Origin of the sequence: Bacillus sp. 17RED48, assembly GCF_019837545.1 — a bacterium.
Lineage (GTDB): Bacteria > Bacillota > Bacilli > Bacillales > Bacillaceae_G > Bacillus_A > Bacillus_A wiedmannii.
Map to the genome: position 1 here is coordinate 983775 of NZ_JADAXG010000001.1, position 14129 is coordinate 997903.

A 14129-nucleotide genomic window follows, 5' to 3' on the forward strand; every position below is an offset into this window, starting at 1 on the left:
AAAATGAAGAGAAATATGACTAAATTTCATACCAATAAGGGAGCAGGGTATTTTATGATTTTATTCCTCCTGCTCTTTTTGCTATTGTTAGCCCGATTTTTTTACATACAAGCGACAGGAACAGTGCATAATCAGGATTTGGATAAACTTGCTCAGCAAAAACATAGTAAAAAAGGAGTTCTAGAAGCAAATCGCGGGACGATTTATGATCAAAACGGTCATGTGTTAGCGCAAGATGCAAACTCTTATAAACTTGTAGCGGAACTAAAAGGTGCGAATCATGTTGAAAATAAAGAGGATACTGCAAAGAAAATTGCGGGAGTACTCGGAAAAGATGAAGAGAAGATTTTAGCCACGTTAAATAAAAAAGATAAAAGTCAAGTCGAATTTGGAACACTAGGTAAAGATTTGACGAAAGAACAGAAGGAACAAATAGAAGCGTTGAAATTGCCAGGCATATCTTTTATTACTGAAAATGCAAGAGTGTATCCGAACGGTGATTTTGCATCTTACGTTATAGGGCATGCTAAACCGAATGAAGAGGGAACGTCGGTAGGGCAATTTGGTATAGAAAAAAGTTTAGATAAATATTTAAGTGCTTCTAACGGGAAAGTATCTTATACAGGTGATCGTAAAGGAGTGTCTCTTGACGGTGGGAAAGTGAACGTAGAGGCACCTAAAAACGGAGATAACGCGTATTTAACGATAGATCAACGTATTCAAAGTTATTTAGAAGATGCGATGAAAGCTGCAAGTAAGCATTATGAACCAGAAAATTTAATAGGGATTGTTGCGGACCCAAAAACAGGGAAAATATTAGCGATGTCTAGTAAACCTAGTTATGATCCAAATGATCGCCAAATTGAATATTTCTTCAATGATGCAATTGCAAATGCATTTGAACCGGGATCAACAATGAAAATTTTCACGCTAGCGGCAGCGATTAATGAAGGTGTGTATAAAGGACAAGATTATTATCAGTCTGGTACATACCAAGTCGGAAACCGAAAAATAAAAGATCATAACGGCGGTGCTGGATGGGGATCTATCACATTTGATGAAGGGGTAGAGCGCTCTTCCAACGTAGCGTTTGCAATTTTAGGGGATCAAAAACTTGGCCCAGAACGATTCCGAAAATATATTCATAGTTTTGGATTAGATGAAAAAACGAACATTGATTTACCTGGTGAAGGTTCAAATACCATTGTATTCGATCAGCAAATACAGCAAGTAACAACAGCTTTTGGACAAGGTTCTACTGTAACGCCAATACAGCTTGTACAAGCTGCAACTGCTATTGCAAATGATGGGAAAATGATGAAGCCTTATACAATTGATAAAATTGTAGATCCAATAACAGGCGAAGTAAAATTAGAACATAAGCCAGAGGAAGTGGGAAAACCTGTTACGAAAGAAACAGCAGCGCAAGTAAGACAGTTATTAGAACGCGTTGTTACATCGCCGAAAGGAACAGGAACTGCTTATAAAGTTGATGGGTATTCAGTTGGTGGTAAAACAGGGACAGCGCAAATTCCGGATGGAAAAGGTGGCTATATGACAGGAAGAGAGAATTACATATTCTCATTCTTAGGGATGGCACCTATGGACGATCCGCAACTTGTTGTATATGTAGCTGTAAAACAGCCGAAATTGAAAGATGATGAGAATGGCGCACAGCCTTTAGCTGATATTTTTAAATATGTAACCAAAAATAGTTTAGAGTATTTAAAGATTAAGCCAAATGAAATAAAAGACCCGAAAAAATATGTGAAAGAACAACAAACTGTCGTTCCGGATGTAACAGGGAAAACGATGGAAGAAGCGAAAAAAGCAATTGATAAAGCAAAACTTCGTCCAATCGTATTAGGCGAAGGAAAAGTGCAGCAGCAAGTGCCAAAAGCAACTGAGCAAACATTAAAAGGTGACCGAGTCTTCTTAGTAGGAGATAAACCTACAATGCCAAATATACAAGGTTGGGCACTGCGTGATGTTATGAATTTAGCAAAAACATTAAAGCTTAACCTAAAACCTACTGGTACGGGATACGTAACCGAACAAAGTGTGCCAGAAGGAACATTGTTGCAACCTGGTACAGAGCTAGGTGTAACACTTGTACCGCCACTTGAACCACAACAAGAAGCAGAAAAACCGTAATGGTAAAAGAGAAGAAGTTCTAATTAAATAAGTACAAGCATATATTGGAACAAGCTAGGCGTAAGGGAGGCTTGTTCCAATATGCGTGTATCAAATGTAACAGTTAGAAAACGACTTATTTTTATACTCATATCAGGTATACTTATTTTCACTATCATCGATATTCGTCTTGGATATGTGCAATTTTTTCTTGGCAATATGTTAACGGATCGTGCGAAGGATTCATGGAGTCGTAATATTACTTTTGAACCTGAACGTGGGAAGATTTTAGATCGAAATGGTGTGGAACTTGCTACGAATAAAAGTGCTCCAACTGTCTTTGTTGTACCGAGGCAAATTGAAAAACCAGCAGAGACTGCAGAGAAGTTAGCTGCAGTATTAGGTGTGGAAAAAGATGAGATTTATAAGAGAATTACAAAAAAAGAATCGATTGTAAGGTTAGATAAAGGCGGAAGAAAAATATCACATGATAAAGCGAAAGAGGTACGAGGATTAAGTTTGAAAGGTGTTTATATCGCAGAGGACTCTATCCGGTACTATCCATTTGGCAACTTTTTATCACACGTATTAGGGTTTGCTGGTAGTGATAACCAAGGTCTTATGGGACTAGAAAAATATTATGATAAAGAGCTAAATGGTGATGAAGGACATGTGCGTTTTTTTGCAGATGCAAAAGGACAAAGGATGCCTAATGTTGGCGATGATTTCAAAAAACCAGAAGCTGGTTTGAATTTAGGCTTAACAATTGACGCACGTATTAATAGAATTATGGAAAGAGAAATGAATATTGCGGAGTCGACATATAATCCAGATGGTATGATTGCGATTGCAATGAATCCGAAAAATGGTGAAATTTTAGGTATGTCGAGTCGGCCGAGCTTTGATCCAGCAGATTTTCAAAGTGTTTCTCCAGAAGTGTATAATAGAAATTTACCTGTATGGAGTACGTATGAGCCTGGTTCAACATTTAAGATCATTACGTTAGCCGCAGCCTTGAATGAAAATTTAGTAGACTTAGAGAAAGATACGTTTTATGATGATGGAGCAACTGAAGTGGGTGGAGCTAGATTGAAATGCTGGAAAGCGGGAGGCCATGGTAGCCAAACGTTTTTAGAAGTAGTTCAAAACTCTTGTAACCCAGGATTTATCGAACTTGGTGATCGTCTTGGTAAAGACCGATTGTTTAAATATATTCGTAATTTCGGCTTTGGACAGAAAACCGGAATTGATTTGCAAGGTGAAGGTAGTGGGATTTTATTTAATTTAGATAAAGTTGGTCCAGTCGAGCAAGCAACTACTTCATTTGGTCAAGGAGTTTCTGTAACACCAATTCAACAAGTAGCAGCAGTAGCAGCGGCTGTAAATGGTGGGACATTGTATCAACCGTATATAGCTAAGGAGTTTATTGATCCGAAAAATAATCAAGTTGTAAGTAAAAAGACACCTGTGGAAAAAAGAAAAGTTATTTCCAAGGAAACTTCAGAAAAAGTTCGGTATGCATTAGAGAATGTTGTAGCAAAGGGATCTGGTAAAGGTGCTTTCATTGATGGGTATCGTGTAGGTGGAAAAACAGGTACGGCTCAAAAGGTGAAAGATGGTAAATATTTAGAGAATAATTATATAGTATCTTTTATCGGTTTTGCTCCAGCAGATGATCCGGAAATTGTTGTCTATGTTGCTGTTGATAATCCGAAAGGTGTAACGCAATTTGGTGGAGTAGTAGCAGCTCCAATTGTTGGGAATATTCTTCGGGATGCACTTCCTGTTATGGGAGTGAAACCGAGACAAGAACAAGTTGAGAGAGAATATAAATGGGGCGATACACCAACTGTGGAAGTTCCGAATTTAATTGGTATGAAAAAGAAAGACTTACAGACACAACTCGTCGATTTGAAGCTTGATATAAGTGGAGACGGGGAGAAAGTAATTAAACAATCGCCAGAAGCAGGAGCTAAAGTGAAAGAAGGCTCAAAAATTAGAATTTACTTCGGGAATTAAAGGTAACCTAGTACGTTTTATGGTACAATTGGTGGAAGTGAGTTCTTTATAGAAGAGTTACTTAATTTGAGGCTGTAAGAGCCTCAATTATAAATAGGTCTATTTATTAGACACAGTAGCACTTACCTCCTATTTTATATAATTAGGAGGTAACGTGTTGCTTATTAAAAAAGAGATAAATACACAATGTAGAGAGGGTTTAGTGAAATGAAGTTGCATACACTTTTATCATGTTTGCATGATTTTCCAGTTGTTCCAAAAGAAAATCCAGAAATCACATCTATAGAAGCTGATTCACGTAAAGTGAAAGAGGGAAGCTTATTTGTATGTATGAAAGGATATACGGTTGATAGCCATGATTTTGCTAAGCAAGCAGCGGCACAAGGAGCGGCTGCTATTGTTGCGGAAAGACCAATTGATGTTGACGTTCCAGTTGTACTTGTGAAAAACACTTTTCGTTCGTTAGCGGTTTTAGCTGATTATTTTTATGGTCAACCAACACACAAGTTACATTTAATCGGAATTACAGGTACAAATGGAAAGACAACAACATCGCATATTATGGATGAGATTATGCGCGCACATGGTCATAAAACAGGGCTAATTGGAACGATTAATATGAAAATCGGTGATGAAACATTTGAGGTGAAAAATACAACACCAGATGCACTAACACTTCAACACACATTTTCAAAAATGGTTGAGCACGGTGTAGATAGTACAGTAATGGAAGTTTCGTCACATGCTTTAGATCTTGGTCGTGTACACGGATGTGATTACGATGTAGCAGTGTTTACAAATTTAACACAAGATCATTTAGACTATCATAAAACGATGGAAGAATATAAACATGCAAAAGGGTTGCTATTTGCACAACTTGGCAATAGTTATAATCATAATCGTGAAAAGTACGCGGTACTGAATAACGATGATGCTGTAGCTGCGGAATATATGAGAAGTACTGCGGCAACTGTTGTAACGTATGGAATTGATACAACAAGTGATATTATGGCCAAAGATATCGTTATGACGAGTGGTGGAACTACATTTACGCTTGTAACACCGTATGAAAGTGTAAATGTTACGATGAAATTGATTGGGAAATTTAATGTATATAACGTACTAGCGGCAACAGCGGCAGGACTTGTTTCTGGTGTAAGTTTAGAAACGGTTATTGATGTAATAAAGCAACTAGCTGGAGTTCCAGGACGTTTTGAAGTAGTTGATGGTGGACAAAATTATACAGTTATTGTGGATTATGCACATACACCAGATAGCTTAGAAAATGTATTAAAAACAGCAAAACAGTTTGCAAAAGGCGATGTATATTGTATCGTCGGTTGTGGCGGAGATAGAGATCGAACAAAGAGACCAATCATGGCAAGTGTTGCAACAAAATATGCAACTCATGCAATTTACACTTCAGATAATCCAAGAAGTGAAGAGCCAGGGGCTATTTTAGATGATATGGTGCAAGGTGCAAATGGGAATAATTATGAAGTAATTATTGATAGAAAAGAAGCGATATACCATGCAATTACTAATGCGAAAGCTGAAGATATCATCATTATTGCTGGTAAGGGTCATGAAACGTATCAAATTATTGGTAAAGAAGTTCATCATTTTGACGATCGTGAAGTCGCTAAAGAAGCAATTACAGAGCGTTTAAACAACGAAGAGTAACAACGTGAGAGGAGGACTACATGTGCTTGAGCAAGGTTTATTAGTAACGGCTGGGGTAGCATTCTTAATTTCTGTTGCCCTTTCGCCATTATTTATTCCATTTTTAAGGAAATTAAAGTTCGGACAGAGTATTCGTGATGAGGGACCAAAGTCACATCAAAAAAAATCAGGGACACCTACAATGGGTGGTATTGTCATATATGTATCGATGATGGTAACTTCACTTATTATGGCGATTAAGTTTAATCATTTAGGTGCAGAGGTTTCGTTATTATTATTAGTGACATTTGGTTACGGATTGATTGGATTTTTAGATGACTACATAAAGGTAGTTAAGAAGAGAAATCTTGGTTTAACATCAAAACAAAAATTAGTAGGTCAGCTTGTTATTGCTATTGCGTTCTTTTTAATTGGAAAAGGGCAAGCGTTCCACACATACATCATGATTCCGGGAACAGATGTTAAGTTTGAATTAGGTTGGGCATATTTTGTACTTGTATTATTTATGCTTATTGGTGGATCAAATGCAGTTAACTTAACTGACGGTTTAGATGGTTTATTATCAGGAACAGCTGCTATTGCATTTGGAGCGTTTAGTATTATTGCAGTAGCGCAAGAGCAATTTGGAGTAGCGATATTCTGTATGGCAGTTGTAGGAGCTGTACTTGGATTTTTAGTATTCAATGCAAATCCAGCGAAAGTGTTTATGGGAGATACAGGTTCCTTAGCTTTAGGTGGAGCCATTGCAGCTGTAGCGATTTTATTAAAACAAGAATTGCTACTTGTAATCATTGGTGGAGTATTCGTAATGGAGACTTTATCTGTTATTATTCAGGTCATTTCTTTTAAAACAACAGGAAAACGTGTCTTTAAAATGAGTCCATTACACCATCATTATGAATTATGTGGTTGGTCAGAGTGGCGTGTTGTTGTGACATTTTGGTCTGTAGGATTTTTATTAGCTGTGTTAGGAATTTATATCGGGGTGTGGATGTAATTGAAAACTGTAACTGAATTTCAAAATAAAAATATTCTTGTATTAGGCATTGCAAAAAGTGGTTATGCAGCAGCTACGCTGTTACAAAAATTAGGGGCAAATGTTATTGTAAATGACGGAAAGCCTTTAGCGGATAATGTACTTGCTGCAGAATTACAAGCAAAAGGAATGGACGTTGTATGCGGTGGTCATCCTTTAGAATTGTTAGAGAGAAATATCTCTCTTGTTGTAAAAAATCCAGGAATCCCGTATTCTAATCCAATATTAGTTGCTGCGAAAGAAAAGCAAATTCCAATTGTTACGGAAGTTGAATTAGCATATCGTATTTCAGAAGCGCCATTTGTTGGGATTACAGGGTCTAACGGTAAAACGACGACGACAATGATTACATTTGAAATGCTAAAAGAAGGACAAAAGCATCCTGTAATTGCAGGGAACATAGGAACTGTAGCGTGTGAAGTAGCACAGGATGCAAAAGAAAATGAAGTTGTAGTTACAGAACTTTCATCGTTCCAACTGATGGGAGTAGAATTGTTCCAACCTAAAATTGCTGCATTTTTAAATTTATTTGAGGCCCACTTAGATTATCACGGGACGAAGAAGGAATATGGTTTAGCAAAAGCAAATATTTTTAAAAACCAAACAGAAAATGATTATAGTGTAATAAATGCAGATGATGCAGATGTGATGGCTTTATCTGCTTATAGTAAAGGGCAAAAAGTACTATTCTCGACAACGAAAGAAATTGAAGATGGTGCGTGTATAAAAGAGAATGCTCTTTGTTTTAAAGGTGAAAAAGTTGTTGAAATAGGCGATATCGTTTTACCTGGTCAACATAATTTAGAAAATATTTTAGCAGCGATGAGTATCGCAAAATTATTGGGTGTTTCTAATGAAGCGATTACGGCGGTGTTAAAACGTTTTACAGGTGTAAAACATCGTTTAGAATATGTAACAACTATTAACAATCGTAAGGTTTATAATGACTCAAAAGCAACGAATATGTTAGCGACTGAGAAAGCTTTATCTGCGTTTACACAACCGATTGTGTTATTAGCAGGTGGACTTGATCGTGGAAATGAATTCGATGATTTAATTCCGTATTTCAAAAATGTAAAAGCAATTGTGACATTTGGACAAACAGCTCAAAAATTAGTAAGAGCTGCAGAAAAAGCGGGATTAGATGCAATTGAAAGTGTCGATACTTTAGATGAAGCGGTAGTGAAAGCTTATGCTCATTCTACAGATGGTGATGTAATTCTTCTTTCTCCAGCATGTGCAAGCTGGGATCAATTTAAAACATTTGAAGAAAGAGGAGACATTTTTATACAAGCTGTGCATAAACTTATATAAAGTAAATCAAAACATCAGTAGGCTAACACCTACTGATGTTTTGTTACATAGGGCAAAAGTTTCTGCCTAAAGAGGTGGTGTTTATGGGTAATGAAGAAAACGCCTGATTTTATTCTCATCATCGTTACACTTGCGTTGTTAACAATCGGAATGGTTATGGTGTATAGTGCGAGTGCGGTTTGGGCCTCTTATAAAATGGGGGACTCATTCTTTTTTGCAAAAAGGCAATTGCTATTTGCAAGTATCGGTGTAGTGGCTATGTTTTTAATTATGAAAATTGATTATTGGGTGTGGCGTACGTATTCAAAAGTAATTTTGCTAGTTTGCTTCATTCTTCTTATTCTTGTTCTTGTTCCTGGGGTAGGACTTGTTCGAGGAGGAGCGCGAAGTTGGATTGGAATCGGGGCATTTTCCATTCAACCGTCAGAATTTATGAAGTTTGCGATGATTATTTTCTTAGCAAAATTTTTAGCGGAACGACAAAAATTAATTACCTCTTTTAAACGTGGTTTACTACCAGCTCTTAGTTTTGTATTTCTTGCTTTTGGGATGATTATGTTACAGCCAGATCTTGGCACAGGAACGGTAATGGTTGGGACATGTATTATTATGATATTTATCTCGGGAGCAAGGGTCTTTCACTTTGCAATGTTTGGTTTGCTTGGTGTAGCAGGATTTGTAGGGCTAATTGCATCAGCACCGTATCGAATGAAACGTATTACATCATATTTAGATCCGTGGTCAGATCCGCTTGGAAGTGGATTTCAAATTATTCAATCGTTACTTGCAATTGGACCAGGTGGATTATTCGGGCTTGGACTTGGACAAAGTAGACAAAAGTTTCTTTATTTACCTGAACCGCAAACAGACTTTATATTTGCGATCTTATCCGAGGAATTAGGTTTTATTGGTGGTTCATTTGTGTTATTATTATTTAGTCTATTATTATGGCGTGGGATTCGTATAGCTTTAGGAGCGCCAGATTTATATGGTACGTTTTTAGCAGTAGGTATTGTGGCGATGATTGCGATTCAAGTAATGATTAATGTTGGTGTTGTAACAGGATTGATGCCTGTAACAGGTATTACTTTGCCGTTTTTAAGTTATGGTGGATCAAGTTTGACATTAATGTTAATGGCAGTAGGTGTATTATTAAATATAAGTCGCCATTCTCGCTACTAAACCCTGTTTTATAAGACAGGGTTTTTCGTATGTGCGCGAAGAAACATGATGTATATAGAAATAAATACGACTGAAATAAGAAAAGAGAAGCGGAGGAGTTAGTAGTGCGTGTATTAGTAAGTGGTGGGGGCACTGGAGGTCATATTTATCCGGCTCTTGCTCTAATAAGAGAAATAAAAAAATTAAATCCGGAAGCAAGGTTTTTATATATTGGTACGGAGAGTGGATTAGAGAGCACAATCGTTCCAAAAGCAGGCATACCGTTTCAATCTATTGTTATAAGTGGATTTAAGCGTAAAATATCGTTAGATAACGTGAAAACGGTGATGCGTTTCCTAAAGGGTGTACAAGATAGTAAACGATATATTCGTCGTTTTAATCCGGATATTGTAATTGGAACGGGTGGATATGTATGTGGACCAGTTGTATATGCTGCAGCAAAATTAGGTATTCCAACCATTGTACATGAACAAAATAGTGTACCTGGTGTAACGAATAAATTTTTAAGCCGCTATGTTGATAAAGTTGCGGTTTGTTTTGAAGCGGCTATAGAACATTTTCCACAGTCAAAAGTGGTGATGACAGGAAATCCAAGAGCATCAGAAGTAATGGATCAGAATGGAATGAAAGGAAAACGTTCAGTAGGTTTATCTCTTCCTAAAAAATCGGTACTTATTTTTGGTGGAAGTCGTGGGGCTAGACCGATTAATGATGCTTTCGTAGAGGCAATTGAACAGTTTGGAAATAAAAGTTACGAAATATTGTATGTAACAGGTGAAGTTCATTATGATAAAGTGATGGAAGCAGTGAAGCAAAAAGGGAATCCGAATAATGTTATTATTAAACCTTTCATTCATAATATGCCAGAGGTACTTACAGGTGTAGATCTTGTTGTTTCAAGAGCGGGGGCAACAACACTTGCAGAATTAACCGCGTTAGGTAAGCCAAGTGTGTTAATACCGAGTCCTTACGTAACAAATAACCATCAGGAAAAGAATGCACGTTCTGTTGTCGATAAAGGAGCAGCAAAAATGTTGCTTGAAAAAGATTTAACAGCAGAAACGCTTATTCGTGATATTGATGAGATTTTATTAGATGCACAAACATTACAAAATATGAAGCTGGCTGCGGGGCAATTAGGTATTCCAGATGCAGCAAATAAGCTGTATGAAGTAATGAATAAGCTTGTAAAAAAATAACGTTAGGTGAACGCCCTGCATACTACTGTAATAAGGATACTTAGTATGGGGGAGATTGTTTATGGAGCAATTAGTAAATGAGCTTATAGAAGCAAATGTTGGTCGCGTGTTAGTGAATGAAGCGTTAGCGCGTTATACCACTATGAAAATAGGTGGACCAGCTGATATTTTAATTGTGCCAAAGCATGTTGCCAGTATTGAAAAAACGTTGCAGTTAGTAAAAAAATATAAAACCAAGTGGACTGTAATTGGTCGGGGTTCGAACCTTCTTGTATCTGATCTAGGTATAGAAGGTGTCGTTATTCGTTTAGGAGAAGGATTAGACCACTTAGAAGTCGAAAAACATAGAGTAAGAGTTGGTGGTGGGTATCCCCTTATTAAATTATCAACTTTACTTAGTCGTCAAGGGTTATCCGGCCTGGAATTTGCCAGTGGTATTCCAGGAAGTGTTGGTGGTGCAGTGTATATGAATGCAGGAGCACATAAATCGGATATATCAAACATATTATCAAAAGCTCTTATTTTGTTTGAAAACGGAACAATTGATTGGTTAACACATGAAGAAATGGAGTTTTCCTATCGTACTTCTGTATTGCAAACGAAACGTCCTGGTATTGTTTTGGAAGCTGAGTTTCAATTGCAGGTAGGAGAGCGTGAGGGAATCGTAAGCGTCATGCAAAAGAATAAAGACTACCGCCGTGAAACACAGCCGTGGAATCATCCTTGTGCAGGAAGCATATTTCGGAATCCAATCCCATACTTTGCAGGAGACTTAATAGAAAAGGCGGGGCTTCGTGGTTATCAAATAGGCGGAGCTCAAATTTCTGAAATGCATGGGAATTTTATTATTAATACTGGGGGAGCCAGTGCGCAAGATGTCTTATCTTTAATTGCATTAATAAAACAAACAATCAAGGATAAATTTGGCGTAGAAATGCATACAGAAGTAGAAATCATTGGAAGATAACGGTTATTCGTTCCGCTCATTATCATTTATGTTATAATAAGAAGATAAGAACGGCATGAGGAACATGCCGTTTTTTATGTTACGTAGGGGGATCGTACATGAAAAATAGTAAAGTGATTAAACTACAGGATCGTGTACCAAAGTTAAAAAATCAACAGAAGAAAAATAAGAAAAATGTTAATCATCGGTTGATTCTATACATATCAATTTTATTTTTATTAGTGCTCTTTTTAATTTATTTTCGGTCTCCGCTAAGCAATATCAAAAAGATAAGTGTGTTTGGAAATCATTATATGACAGATGAACAAGTGATGAAGGAATCAGGTGTGACGTATGATACAAGTTATTTCCGAGTGACAGCACATAAAGCAGAAGAAAACCTAACGAAACGAAAAGAAATTAAAGCGGTAAATGTAAAAAAACGTTTTCCAAATAAAATTGATGTTCATATTGAAGAATATGTAACGATTGGTTATATAAACAAAGATGGGAAATTACAACCGTTACTAGAGAACGGGAAAACACTTGATGTACTTCCGAACGGAAAACTTCCTGTTGCAGCGCCAATTTTTGAACCTTTTAAAGAGGAGAAAATGAAGGAGTTAATTGCTGAGCTTGAAAAATTAACACCAACGATTTTAAGGTCTATTTCTGAAATCCGTTATTCACCGACGAATGCGAATGAAGATCACCTTACTTTATATATGAACGAAGGGTACGAAGTGAGCACTACGATTCAAAATTTCGCAAAGCGTATGGAAGCTTATCCGCTTATCTTAAAAACAATTGAGCCGGGTAAAAAGGTATTAATTGATTTAGAAGTAGGGGCATATACGAAAGAATTAGGAGCGGAAGAAAAAAAAGAATAGAACGATAGTTTTTACTACGTTCCTATAGAAAAAACAAAACGAATGTTCTGTTGAATGCATCTGAATTTACAAGAATGGTTCATTTGATGAAAAAGATGTAAAAATTCTTAGATTCATACTAGGATTGGTACAAGTTTCACTTTTCTATGAGTACATCTTAGTGTAGACTTATACTTGGCGGTAATCTTTACACTTGAAATAGAATTATTTCAAGATAAGCAGTTATTCACAGTTTACTGCGATATTCTTAAATGAATGTTAAATAAAAATAAGAAAAATATAGGGTTAAAAAAGGGAAACGTATAAAGACGTTGAATATTTTTCTTATAAATAGTAAAGTTGCGATTGTTGTTCCATATATTGAGTTGTATGGTATAAATAAAGAAGGAGGTGCCAAAGAATGAACAGCAATGAAATATATGTTAGTCTTGACATCGGTACATCCAATGTTAAAGTCATCATTGGTGAAATGGTTAATGACAGCTTAAACATTATTGGTGTTGGAAATGTAAAATCAAATGGTTTAAAGAAGGGATCGATAGTTGATATAGACGAGACTGTTCGATCAATTAAAAAAGCAATTGAACAAGCTGAGCGCATGGTGGGAATCCACATTGAGCAAGTTGTAGTAGGCGTCAATGCAAACCAGGTACAACTACTTCCTTGTCACGGAGTAGTCGCTGTTTCAAATGAAGATCGTGAAATCGGGAATGAAGATGTCTTACGCGTTCTAGATGCAGCACAAGTTGTGTCAATTGCTCCAGAACGTGAGTTTATTGATGTGGTACCTCGACAGTTCATCGTAGACGGTCTTGACGAGATTAACGATCCACGCGGGATGATCGGTGTAAGATTAGAAATGGAAGGTACACTTATAACAGGCTCGAGAACTTTACTACATAACCTACTTCGTTGTGTAGAAAAAGCAGGTCTTGAAATAGTTGATATTTGTCTTCAACCTTTAGCGGCTGCAACAGTTGCTATATCTTCAGATGAAAAACATAGAGGAGTAGCCCTTGTTGATATGGGGGGAGGATCTACAACCTTATCTATTTTTAAAGATGGAGAGTTACAAGCAACGAGCGTATTACCGTTAGGTGGAGACCATATAACGAAGGATATTGCGATTGGGTTGAAAACTTCAACAGAAAATGCAGATCAAATTAAGTTGAAATATGGACATGCTTTTTATGATACAGCATCTGAAGAAGAGATGTTTACGGTTCCTATTATGGGAAGCGATCAAACAGAACAATATTCTCAGTTGGAATTATCGGATATAATAGAGGCTCGTGTAGAGGAAATTTTAATGTTTGTTCAAGATGAAGTGCGTAAATTAGGAGTAAAGCAAGTAGCTTCTGGCTATGTACTAACTGGTGGAATTGCTTCTATGCCGGGTGTTCTTGATCTTGCATATGATATTTTACATGAAAATGTTCGTATAGCGACTCCTGATTATATTGGTGTGCGTGAGCCCCAATATACAAGTGGAGTAGGATTAATTAAACATTCTTATCAAAAAGCTAAATTACGTGGGAAAAATGTGCAGGAAAAGCAAGAACATTTTGAACCAGTACCAGCACCAGCACCAACGCCGGTACAACAGCAACCTGCGAAACAAAAAACTCGTAATCAAAACAATAATAATCAAAATGATGACCGTATGATGTCAAAAGTAAAACGTGTATTCCGTTATTTATGGGATTAAAATTGGACACGAAAAATGA

At 36.8% G+C, this 14129-nt stretch carries 10 protein-coding genes; all 10 read left to right on the forward strand.

From position 1 onward, the window contains the following. Positions 1 to 3 precede the first annotated feature (3 nt). Positions 4 to 2154, forward strand: coding sequence for a penicillin-binding protein (locus ILT06_RS05605; RefSeq protein WP_081257198.1), 2151 nt, complete (start codon positions 4 to 6; stop codon positions 2152 to 2154). An 81-nt stretch (positions 2155 to 2235) separates the two neighbouring features. Continuing rightward, positions 2236 to 4152, forward strand: a complete 1917-nt coding sequence (locus tag ILT06_RS05610; protein ID WP_222654918.1) for a stage V sporulation protein D — start codon at positions 2236 to 2238, stop codon at positions 4150 to 4152. A gap of 207 nt (positions 4153 to 4359) precedes the next feature. After that, positions 4360 to 5835, forward strand: a complete 1476-nt coding sequence (gene murE, locus ILT06_RS05615) for a UDP-N-acetylmuramoyl-L-alanyl-D-glutamate--2,6-diaminopimelate ligase (protein WP_088047253.1) — start codon at positions 4360 to 4362, stop codon at positions 5833 to 5835. A 22-nt stretch (positions 5836 to 5857) separates the two neighbouring features. Continuing rightward, positions 5858 to 6832, forward strand: a complete 975-nt coding sequence (gene mraY, locus ILT06_RS05620) for a phospho-N-acetylmuramoyl-pentapeptide-transferase (protein WP_000893058.1) — start codon at positions 5858 to 5860, stop codon at positions 6830 to 6832. Beyond that, on the forward strand, positions 6833 to 8185 hold the full coding sequence (murD, locus tag ILT06_RS05625; RefSeq protein ID WP_064474970.1) for a UDP-N-acetylmuramoyl-L-alanine--D-glutamate ligase: 1353 nt from the start codon (positions 6833 to 6835) through the stop codon (positions 8183 to 8185). A gap of 90 nt (positions 8186 to 8275) precedes the next feature. Continuing rightward, positions 8276 to 9367 carry a stage V sporulation protein E gene (gene spoVE / locus ILT06_RS05630; protein WP_000753517.1) on the forward strand — a complete coding sequence of 364 codons (1092 nt, stop codon included), beginning with the start codon at positions 8276 to 8278 and terminating at the stop codon, positions 9365 to 9367. Between the two features lie 104 nt (positions 9368 to 9471). Then, positions 9472 to 10566: an undecaprenyldiphospho-muramoylpentapeptide beta-N-acetylglucosaminyltransferase gene (gene murG, locus ILT06_RS05635; RefSeq protein ID WP_064474971.1), complete on the forward strand. Its 1095-nt coding sequence runs from the start codon at positions 9472 to 9474 to the stop codon at positions 10564 to 10566. 61 nt (positions 10567 to 10627) lie between these two features. Continuing rightward, complete coding sequence (gene murB, locus ILT06_RS05640; RefSeq protein ID WP_000437052.1) at positions 10628 to 11533, forward strand: UDP-N-acetylmuramate dehydrogenase; 906 nt, start codon at positions 10628 to 10630, stop codon at positions 11531 to 11533. A gap of 98 nt (positions 11534 to 11631) precedes the next feature. Then, a complete protein-coding gene (gene divIB, locus ILT06_RS05645; RefSeq protein ID WP_016086556.1) occupies positions 11632 to 12402 on the forward strand; it encodes a cell division protein DivIB in 771 nt (256 codons plus the stop codon). A 400-nt stretch (positions 12403 to 12802) separates the two neighbouring features. After that, positions 12803 to 14110, forward strand: coding sequence for a cell division protein FtsA (gene ftsA, locus ILT06_RS05650; RefSeq protein WP_001087544.1), 1308 nt, complete (start codon positions 12803 to 12805; stop codon positions 14108 to 14110). The last annotated feature ends 19 nt before the right edge of the window (positions 14111 to 14129 follow it).

Excerpts from the sequence above, each read along its gene's own strand:
- ILT06_RS05605 (WP_081257198.1), top strand. The coding sequence starts at position 4 with ATGAAGAGAAATATGACTAAATTTCATACCAATAAGGGAGCAGGGTAT.
- ILT06_RS05610 (WP_222654918.1), top strand. The coding sequence starts at position 2,236 with ATGCGTGTATCAAATGTAACAGTTAGAAAACGACTTATTTTTATACTC.
- murE (WP_088047253.1), top strand. The coding sequence starts at position 4,360 with ATGAAGTTGCATACACTTTTATCATGTTTGCATGATTTTCCAGTTGTT.
- spoVE (WP_000753517.1), top strand. The coding sequence starts at position 8,276 with ATGAAGAAAACGCCTGATTTTATTCTCATCATCGTTACACTTGCGTTG.
- murB (WP_000437052.1), top strand. The coding sequence starts at position 10,628 with ATGGAGCAATTAGTAAATGAGCTTATAGAAGCAAATGTTGGTCGCGTG.
- divIB (WP_016086556.1), top strand. The coding sequence starts at position 11,632 with ATGAAAAATAGTAAAGTGATTAAACTACAGGATCGTGTACCAAAGTTA.
- ftsA (WP_001087544.1), top strand. The coding sequence starts at position 12,803 with ATGAACAGCAATGAAATATATGTTAGTCTTGACATCGGTACATCCAAT.